Source organism: Bathymodiolus heckerae thiotrophic gill symbiont (assembly GCF_900180345.1).
Lineage (GTDB): Bacteria > Pseudomonadota > Gammaproteobacteria > PS1 > Pseudothioglobaceae > Thiodubiliella.
On record NZ_FXLV01000014.1, the window covers coordinates 18451 to 28324 of the forward strand.

General features: G+C 36.4%; 11 protein-coding genes. All 11 read right to left on the reverse strand.

Features of this window, described 5'->3' with window-relative positions; translation table 11 throughout:
* Window positions 1–21: 21 nt before the first annotated feature.
* Complete coding sequence (gene ilvN, locus CRYPD_RS03005; RefSeq protein ID WP_138146094.1) at window positions 22–504, reverse strand: acetolactate synthase small subunit; 483 nt, start codon at window positions 502–504, stop codon at window positions 22–24.
* A gap of 11 nt (window positions 505–515) precedes the next feature.
* Window positions 516–2249 carry a biosynthetic-type acetolactate synthase large subunit gene (ilvB, locus tag CRYPD_RS03010; RefSeq protein ID WP_138146095.1) on the reverse strand — a complete coding sequence of 578 codons (1734 nt, stop codon included), beginning with the start codon at window positions 2247–2249 and terminating at the stop codon, window positions 516–518.
* Window positions 2250–2315: 66 nt separating this feature from the next.
* Window positions 2316–3227 (reverse strand): UDP-3-O-acyl-N-acetylglucosamine deacetylase, encoded by a 912-nt coding sequence (gene lpxC / locus CRYPD_RS03015; RefSeq protein ID WP_138146096.1) that lies wholly within the window; start codon window positions 3225–3227, stop codon window positions 2316–2318.
* 21 nt (window positions 3228–3248) lie between these two features.
* Complete coding sequence (ftsA, locus tag CRYPD_RS03020; RefSeq protein ID WP_138146097.1) at window positions 3249–4499, reverse strand: cell division protein FtsA; 1251 nt, start codon at window positions 4497–4499, stop codon at window positions 3249–3251.
* Window positions 4500–5468 carry a tRNA dihydrouridine(20/20a) synthase DusA gene (dusA, locus tag CRYPD_RS03025; protein WP_138146098.1) on the reverse strand — a complete coding sequence of 323 codons (969 nt, stop codon included), beginning with the start codon at window positions 5466–5468 and terminating at the stop codon, window positions 4500–4502.
* Window positions 5461–6732: an McrC family protein gene (locus tag CRYPD_RS03030; protein WP_138146099.1), complete on the reverse strand. Its 1272-nt coding sequence runs from the start codon at window positions 6730–6732 to the stop codon at window positions 5461–5463. The genes dusA and CRYPD_RS03030 overlap by 8 nt, the downstream gene beginning before the upstream one ends.
* Window positions 6729–6896, reverse strand: a complete 168-nt coding sequence (locus CRYPD_RS07875; RefSeq protein WP_171004292.1) for a hypothetical protein — start codon at window positions 6894–6896, stop codon at window positions 6729–6731. Before CRYPD_RS07875 ends, CRYPD_RS03030 begins: the two co-directional genes overlap by 4 nt.
* A gap of 155 nt (window positions 6897–7051) precedes the next feature.
* A complete protein-coding gene (locus CRYPD_RS07880; protein WP_171004293.1) occupies window positions 7052–7222 on the reverse strand; it encodes a hypothetical protein in 171 nt (56 codons plus the stop codon).
* Entirely contained in the window at window positions 7201–7353 is a 153-nt protein-coding gene (locus CRYPD_RS07885; RefSeq protein ID WP_171004294.1) for a hypothetical protein, read from the reverse strand. The genes CRYPD_RS07880 and CRYPD_RS07885 overlap by 22 nt, the downstream gene beginning before the upstream one ends.
* Window positions 7354–7355: 2 nt before the next feature.
* Window positions 7356–7631, reverse strand: a complete 276-nt coding sequence (locus CRYPD_RS03035; RefSeq protein WP_138146100.1) for an AAA family ATPase — start codon at window positions 7629–7631, stop codon at window positions 7356–7358.
* Window positions 7618–9675 carry an McrB family protein gene (locus CRYPD_RS03040; protein ID WP_244610241.1) on the reverse strand — a complete coding sequence of 686 codons (2058 nt, stop codon included), beginning with the start codon at window positions 9673–9675 and terminating at the stop codon, window positions 7618–7620. Before CRYPD_RS03040 ends, CRYPD_RS03035 begins: the two co-directional genes overlap by 14 nt.
* Window positions 9676–9874: the final 199 nt, after the last annotated feature.

Sequence of the window (9874 nt, forward strand, 5' to 3'; positions counted from 1 at the left end):
CTCTTTATTTTAATTGTATATTTAATATTCTCTTTTCTGACAAACGCCAGTAACGCCTGTTCTAGAAACTTCTAAAATTTTACTCGCATCAATCGATACTAAAAAATCATCTACTCGCTGGCTTTTTCCAGCCACTTCAACTGTGTAAGTATCCTCACTTACACCCACTATCTTGCCACCGTATTCGTCAATATGTTTGTCTATCTCGGCTTGAGAATTTGGACTAACATCAATTTTCACCAACGCCAACTCTCGCTCAATATGCCCTGTTGCTGTTAAATTGGTTACTCGCACCACATCAATAAGCTTGTCCAATTGCTTCACAATTTGCTCAACAATATCATCATCGCCAATACTTACAATCGTCATGCGTGACAAGGTTTCATCATTCGTAGGGGCTACAGTCAAGGATTCAATATTAAACCCTCGTGCTGAAAATAAGCCCGCTACTCTTGACAATGCACCAGATTCGTTTTCTAATTGTAATGAAATAATATGTCTCATAATGCTTACTCCTAAACTAGATTTAGCCCCTCATCATTGGTGGATGCCATATCATCACGACCTGCTAATAACATCTCGTGATGCCCTGCCCCTGCTGGAATCATTGGAAATACATTTTCACTAGGGTCGATCAAAATATCCAAAAACACCGTTCTATTTTTTTGCTTGAATGCCTCAATTAATGCAGGCTTTAAATCCGCTTCCTTTTCAACTTTAATGCCTATATGCCCATAACTTTCTGCCAATTTAACAAAATCTGGCAGTGCATCCATATACGACATTGAGTAACGCTTGTCATAAAAAAACTCTTGCCATTGGCGCACCATGCCCAAATAACCATTATTCAAATTAATAATTTTGACTGGAGTGTCGTACTGCAACATAGTTGAAAGCTCTTGTAACATCATCTGAATACTGCCCTCACCCGTCACGCAAGCAACATCCATCTCAGGTGCTGCTAATTTTGCACCCATCGCTGCAGGCAATCCAAAGCCCATAGTGCCTAAACCGCCAGAATTGATCCAACGGCGTGGCTTGTCAAATAGGTAGTATTGTGCCGCCCACATTTGGTGCTGACCAACATCACTGGTAACAATCGCCTCGCCTTTGGTTACTTCATACAAAGCCTCAATCACGCTTTGTGGCTTAATCACGCCTGCTTTGGTTTTATATGCCATAGAATCAACACTACGCCATGTCTCAATTTGCGCCCACCATTGGCTAATATCAGCCAGCTGCTTGCCTTTTAACGCCTGCATTAACGCACTCAAGGCATCATTAACTTGCCCGATAATTGACACATTAACGCCTACAGTTTTGCCTACAGAAGAGGGGTCAATATCAATGTGAATAATTTTTGCATAAGGGCAAAATTTATCTAAATTACCCGTAATACGGTCATCAAAACGCGCACCCACAGCAATAATACAATCAGAATCATGCATTGCCATATTGGACTCATAAGTGCCGTGCATACCTAACATGCCCAGTGCTTGTTTATCGCTGGCAGGGTAAGCACCCAATCCCATTAAAGTTTGGGTAATTGGAAAACCTGTATGCCGAGTAAATACACGCAGTATTTTGTCAGCATTACCAATCACACTGCCGCCACCTGAATAAATAATCGGTTTTTTTGCTTGAACGATTAACGCAACTGCCTTAGTGATTTGAGTTGTTTTAATTTTTATCTCAGGCTGATACGAACGCATATTGATTGACTTAGGATAGCCAGAAAACTCTATCTTAGCAATAGTTGTATCTTTAGTAATATCAATAAGTACAGGGCCAGGCCGACCTGTAGTGGCAATATGAAAGGCTTTTTTAACAACATTCACTAAATCATTAATGTCGGTTACCAAAAAATTATGCTTAACACACGAGCGCGTGATACCGACCGCATCAACCTCTTGAAAAGCATCATTACCAATCACTGCAGAGGACACTTGACCCGAAATCACCACCATTGGAATAGAATCCATATACGCCGTGGCAATGCCTGTTACTGCGTTGGTAAGCCCTGGTCCTGAGGTAACAAGCGCCACGCCACACTTACCACTAACACGAGCATAACCATCTGCGCCGTGCACAGCACCCTGTTCATGGCGAACAAGAATATGCTTAATCTTATCGCACGCATTCAGTGCATCGTAAATGTGCAAAACTGCACCACCAGGATAGCCAAAGATGTGGTCTATACCTTCGCTTTGAAGGCAATTCACCAATATTTGAGCGCCATTTAATTTCATTATATTTCAGTTAAGCGTAAAAAACCTAATAATTATACCTAACGAAGTGCCAATATAAAGCCACTATTATAAGGATTTTTGCCAATCTTCAGAATAAAATTGAATGGGGGACTTTTCAGTTTCAAATGTCTCAATCGACCAAGTCTCTGGCCTGTCAAGAATGACTGATAACAACTGATCATTAAGCAAATGACCCGTTTTGTAACCTTCATAATGTCCGATTAAGTTTGAACCCAAGAGATATAAATCACCAACAATATCCAAAATTTTATGCTTAACAAATTCGTTTTCATAGCGCATACCATCTTCATTTAACACATCGTCATCGCTCAGAGCAATGGCATTATCCATACTTGCACCTAAGGCTAGATTATTCTCTTGCAGTCTTTTTACATCACGCATATAGCCAAAAGTTCTGGCTCTGGAAACCTCCTTAAGATAAGATTTTTGGGCAAAGTCAATGCTGAGTTTTTGCCCACTTTCCTTGACTTTTTTGTGCTCAAAATCAATCTCAAGTGTTACTTTAAAGCCTTCATAAGGCGATACTTGTGCCCAAGAGTCGTTGTTTTCTACACGGATGGTGTCTTTAATAACAAAGAATTTTTTAGCCTCTTTCTGCTCTTCGATGCCCGCTGACTGCACCAAAAAAATAAATGGCGCTGACGAACCGTCCATAATTGGCACTTCAAATGAGTCCAATTCTACCAATACATTATCGATACCCAATGCTGAAAACGCACTCATTAAATGCTCAACAGTTGAAATCTTAACGCCTTGATTTTCAATACTGGTTGATAAAATCACCTCGTTTACAAAAGCATTATGCGCTCTAACCAACTTGCCACCCACATCCATTCGTTTAAAAACCACGCCGTGATCGGGCTTCGCAGGAATCAGTGTCATATTAATCATTGCGCCGCTATGAATACCAACGCCGCGCGCTTTAACCGCTTTTTTTATTGTTCTTTGTTTGATCATTGTATTAGTGAGGTTTACATCCTATATTGAAAATCGTGCCCTTTGTCTTTTGATTTTACCAAAGATACCTTTCGCATTGCTTAATTGTTGTTCAGAATCAAATTTATCAGGCTTAAACAGCAACAAACCCAAGGCGCAAGCATACTCTGGCGCTAATAAATCATCGTTTGAAGAAACTACAGAAATATTCACACCAATCAAATCGGTATTTACACGCCCTATTTTAGCTTTCTTTTTAAAACAACCACGCATCAATATATCACAACCCTTGATTTTTGCACCACCGCCAACCAAAACAAAGCCTGCATTCAATGAACGATATAAATTTTGTTGTTTTAATTTTGTTCTAATTAATGAAAATAATTCTAAATAAAAATCCTCGATTACCTCAGTCAGTGATTCGTAAGACAGATAATAATAATTCGAATCGTCTATTTGCTTAAATGAAATCAGTTTATCCTCTGTAATTGCCTTAGCTTGCACCCACCCATATTCTATCTTTAAGCGTTCTGCCTCCTCAAAAGAAGTGTTAAACGCATCCATAATATCTCTGGTTGCTTGCCCTGCACCACTTGGAACTGAGCTACTGTAAAGAATTCCCTCCTTGTTAAACACAGAAAAATCCGTCACCCCTGAGCCAATATCCACCAAACAAACGCCTTTGTCTTTCTCGTCTTTGGTCAAATAAGGCTCACTACTTGCCATTGAATTGGGCACGATATTAAACAAACCTAGCTCACTCTGCTTAAGGCTATTGTCAATCTCTTCCACACATTGATTAGAAGCAGTAACAATGTGCATACTAATCTCTAAGTTTTGTGCTTTTTCGCCAATCGGCTGTTTGACGATAATACCTTGGTTAGTAACAGGGTCTTTATCCAGCGTGCAACACTGCGTTACTTTGCTGATGAGTTGTTGATTCGGCGGTATTTTTGACTGAGCAGTCTGTACCACCGTATTCACATCGCTCTGCTTAACCTTGCCTGATATGTGTATATTAGGTGAGGCGTTAATCACGGTAAGATTTGGGTCTGAAATATTAACACTCACATTGTCAAACTTAGTATCACAACTTAAAATAGCCTTCTTCTTAACCCTCTTGATGGCCGCTGCAACTTCTTCAATATCAATTATTTCGCCCTTATTAATGCCAGCAGAACTGCCTCGTGCATGACCAAAAATTTCCAATTTACCGTTCTTCTCTTCTGCAAGAAAAATCACAATCTTGCTGCTACCAATATCAATACTTGCTAAAAAATTCTCGTCAGCCATTTAGACTTGCCTCCCTGAGTCCAAAAAATCCAACCACTGATACAAATGCGTCAATTCAACCACCTTACCACTCAATAATTGCCTAAATTTTTTGGCATTCGGCTGCGCATGATACAGTCCTAAAATATGCCTAGTCATTGAGCGAATTGGCACGCCTTGATTGTTCTGAGTTTTCATATAATCAATAAAGCGTAATAATACTTGTTCACGCGATAGCGTGCTATTTTTTTTAACCGTTTTTTGATAAATCATCGAATCCACCTCGCTCAACAAATACGGCTGATGATACGCCGCCCTGCCAAGCATCACGCTATCTACATACTCTAAATGCTGTTGTGAGCTTTCAATGCTGGTAATACCACCATTGATACCGATATTTAGCTGTGGAAAATCCCGCTTAATTTGATACACCCAGTCATAATTCAGCGGCGGCACACTACGATTTTCCTTTGGACTTAGTCCCTTTAGCCACGCCTTTCGCGCATGAATGACAAAACTATCACAGCCCGCCTTTTCCACTTGAGCAACAAAATCCACCAACTCATCGTAGCTGTCCATATCATCCACACCAATGCGTGATTTCACACTCACAGAAATATCGCTAGCTTGGCGCATCGCATCCACACAATCTGCCACGATTTCAGGCGTTTGCATCAAGCACGCCCCAAAACGCCCAGATTGCACCCTATCCGATGGGCAACCCACATTAATATTCACCTCATCATAACCCCAATCTTGCGCCATCTTAGCACACTGCGCCATCTCATCTGGCTCGCTACCACCTAATTGTAATACCAACGGACGCTCTACTGCATCAAAATCCAGCAACCGATTTTTATCCCCATAAATAATCGCCTTGGTCGTAATCATCTCTGTCCAAAGCTGCACTTCTTTTGACAACAATCGATGAAAAACCCGACAATGTCTATCGGTCCAATCCATCATCGGCGCTACTGAAAACTTATGCATTCAATGATGCCTCAACATCAAAAGGATCAATTTTTAACATTAATTCATCCTCTAGTCGATAACTAAAAGACTTGCTAAATTTATCCCACTTAGGGTAAATTAACACCACTTTCTTAATGTTATATTTTTTGCCATAAGCAAAAAGTTGGTAAACATCGCTTTGACTAATGTCTTTTTTCTTATCATTATTACCGTTACAATAAGTAGCATTCTCATCAATCAACTTCCATTTAGTATCCAAAATACGCACAATTTTATCATCTTTACAAACGGCAATATCGGGCTTCATTTGAAATGCGTCTGGGTTCATTGTTAAATATTTTTTGGGTTCTGTTTTTATGCTATAACCTTTTGGGGATAATTTTTTGTGTAACATTTTCGCTACATATTTTTCAAATAATTTTTCCATCGGGATTAAAAACGAAATACCTGCATTTTTGTCTTTTAAAGTAAAGGGGCTTTGTTGATTTAAAACCAATTTTAACCACGGTAAAACTTCCTTATAATAATTCATATCACGATTTTTAGACCATTTTGCAAAATCATTTTTATAATTATCTGAGTGCGGTACGCCGTCAAACAAAGACAAGCAATGCTTGGCGAGCTTTTGGTTTTGATTGGTTTTGCTCCACTTTAAAACTTGTAAAAGTGCTGAATGTATCAAACGATTTTCTGGGCGATTAGGCGAGAAAATATCATATTCGATATGGAATAAATGTTGTTTATGAGGTGGTTCGTTAAGTTGTTTGTGGGTTTGTAATTGCCCTTTTAGAAATTTTTCTTGTTCGTCAATTCGGTGATAATCTTTGCGGATACCTTTTTTAATAATTTCATCAGCACACGCTAAAAACAAAGTGATTAAAACCTCAAGCAAAGGCTGGTTTTTGATCTGAACATCGGCTTTGGTGCTTTCTAAAAGTTCTAAATTATTAACCACTTTGAGCATTTTCGTTAAAATAATACGGCTCTTTTTAGCCGTTTCTTCGTCTGAATCTTTATTTTTATTGATTTTGGGTAAAATCTCAATCTGCGTGCCATCGGGCGTTGTGATCACGCCCACAAAGTTTTGAACCTTTAAAACCGTTGATTTTTTAAATTTTAAAAACCGATATTGTTTATCATCGGATTCCGCTAATTTTGCCAATGATTTAAAAGCGGATGAATTAACAAAAATCCTATCAATGGTATTTTCTTCATCCATTTTATTATCGCTTTTACTTAAATGAATTTCACCCCATTCACGAACAACTAAAGATTGCATCATTCTTCTTTATACTGATATTCGGGCAAATCTTTGGCTTCAATGCGTTTGACCGCTTGTGTTTTATCGTCCCAAACTACCGCATAATGTCCTAATGCCTTTTTGATTGCTAAGGCTTTATTCACGCTTTTATCAAAGGACTCTAATATTTTTTTTTCATCTAGCATTTTTTATATTCCAAAACATTACTGTATATTTTTTGATTATTAGCAACTATATTATTGTGATTTTTCTTAAAAACCAAATTTCTATTATCAGAATTATCGAAACAAGTTATCTCATCCACAATCTCAAAATAATCATTCACTAAATTTTTAAGGCTTCAGCTGTATCTTCTTTTTATATCGGCTGTTTTAATATTATGTCCACCGTTTTTAACTCTTTCTGCCACTCTCTGGATCGATAAATCCACGCTCGGCAAATACAAATAAATCATTTCAACCGCCCAATTATCTTGTTTTAATTTTTTAATCACTTTAAGAGACCTTTGCATAAATAGGGATGATTAGCAAAATTCAATTTTTGCCAGATTGGTGATTTTATTAAACCTTGTCCTAGCAGGGCTAAGGCTGGGTTTAAAAAATCGCCAAGCGGGTGAAAAGTGGATTTTTGATGATTATTCATATTTATGCAAAGGTCTCTTTAAGATAATTTTTACTAGCTAGCGTGGTTTCAACAGAAAAACTGTGTTTGTTTTTAATACGGCGTTTAATCTCATTTAACATTAATTTCCCAGCACGAAACTGTGATAAATCAGGATTACTGGGCGAAAGTGCCATGGCAATAGAGTCCGCATTAATAAAAATAGTGTCTGTATTTTTAAAATAATCAAGGGCAAAAGTGCTTTTACCAGAGCCATTAACCCCCGCAATTATTGTAAAAGTTGAGTTATTCTTGCCCATCTGTGTTGTTTGGTTGATAAATACTAATAAATGCTTGAGATTCTAACGCATCTATATTTTGTTTTCGGTAAACGGCTTTATTTTCAACATCCACTTCCATCCCCGAAAACAATTTTTTATCAATAGTGATTTTTTTATAAAAATTACCATCTTTATCATTCAATACTTGGCGTATTTTCTCAAAATCATCATAAAAATATTCTTCTAATAATGGCAAGATTTTATTTTTAAAGGCATTTCTTAATTCATCTAAACTATTAATGTTCATTAAAAATGAATGCCCGATTAAATGCTCACGGTCGTATAAAACTTCAATGCGTTGATTGATAAGTTCCAATATTTTCTTAACATCAATCCCATCAAAATTACCATTAACTAAATCAGCATCAGGCATCATTTCTATAAAATCAAATCTTCTGCGTAAAGCGGTATCCATTAAAGTTAAACTTCTATCAGCGGTATTCATCGTGCCGATAATATAAAGATTATTTGGCACAGAAAAATCTTCTTCTTTATCTTTTGAATAAGGCAATTTAACGCTAATAGTTTCCTCTGCTCCCGCTCGTTTACTCGGTTCAATTAAGGTTATCAATTCGCCAAAAATCCGTGAGATATTACCTCGGTTTATTTCATCAATAATTAGAACATAATCTTTTTTAATAGTCTCATTACTACCAATAAAGTAACTTGCTACTTGTTCAAATTTCCCATCTTGAAATTCTTTTATTCTTTCAAAGAATTGATAATAATAAATAGCATTACTATGATAACTTGTTTTAGATTTATACATTGGTTTGATTTCTTTATAGCTTTTTATATTTCCATCATAAAAACTTTGATAATCCCTTATTATTATTTTTTCTGTTAAATTTTGACTAGCAACGCTACCAGCGGTTTGAAATGATTTAAAGCTATCATCATTTTTTCTCAATATATTTCCAAAATAAGTATCTCCCCGAAATCCATCTGATTTTTTTGCTAATAATATTTGTTTACCTTGTGCATCCTCATTTTCAACATAATTGGCAAAATCATTTAAAAGCAATTTAATGTCTGTTTGGTTGGCGTTATTTTGTACAGCATTATCTAAATTATTTTGAGCATTCTCACAAATTTGTTTAAAAATCCCATTTTCAATATTGTAAGATAATTCTCCATCATCGCTATTTGCTTTTAATCCCTCTACAAAATCCTCATAACTAAAGCTTTGATGAAAGGTTACAAACTCAACTTGTGAGCCAAACTCTTTTTTTAATTTTCTAATACTTATAATTTTTTGTTTTTGTTCCTTAGTTGCCTTTAAAATTTCTAACGCCTTACGAACTGTTGAATAAGTTTTCCCCGTTCCGGGTGGTCCGTATAAAATTTGGTTTAGCGGTGCGTTCATAATTTTACATTCTGATTTCATATCACCATCCTGATTGTCTCTTGAGTCCTTTTTATTTTTTGCATATTCATTCCATAATTGTTTTTCATAATCATGAAAACTTGTATCGTCTAATTTTAGCTTTATTAACGCTTCCTGAATTTGTGATATTTTTTTTATTTCTCCATTGAAATATTTTCTTGAAAAATATTTATAAGCATCGCCACTAGCAATTCCCAATAAAGATTCTTTTGGTGAAAAATGATAAGCAATAGCCCATTTATAAGCATCGCCTAAATCAATATCATCAATTAAATCAAACTGTTTATTTTTTGCGTTTTCAATTATTTTTAAAATTATTTCTTTAACCTTACTAAAGACTGCCTCTCTTGAATCCCCATATTTTCCCAACCAAGCGTATGTGCCATCAGTTTTTCTTTTCGATTCTTCTTTAAAATTATCTTCACTATCTGGATGCCTCTCGTAAATACCAAATTTATAAGATGAGCCGCCCCAAATACTCAATACTAGCTCCATTTTATTTTCTAGCCAAAAAGTAAAATCATCTCTGCCTTTGCCGATGTTCGTATATTCTTTCAAAGTCATATTTTTAACTTTTTCAGGTGTCCACTTAGCTAAAAACATTTGTCTCAAGTCTTCCATATCTTCTTTTTTCACTCCTGCATAATATTCAACCACTTCTTTTATTCTCTCAAACGGAACTTTATAGCGCTCATTTTGTCTATTTTTGAGACCTTTGCATAAATATGAATAATCATCAAAAATCCACTTTTCACCCGCTTGGCAATTTTTTAAACCCAGCCTTAGCCCTGCTAGGACAAGGTTTAAGAAAATCACCAATCTGGCAAAAATTGAA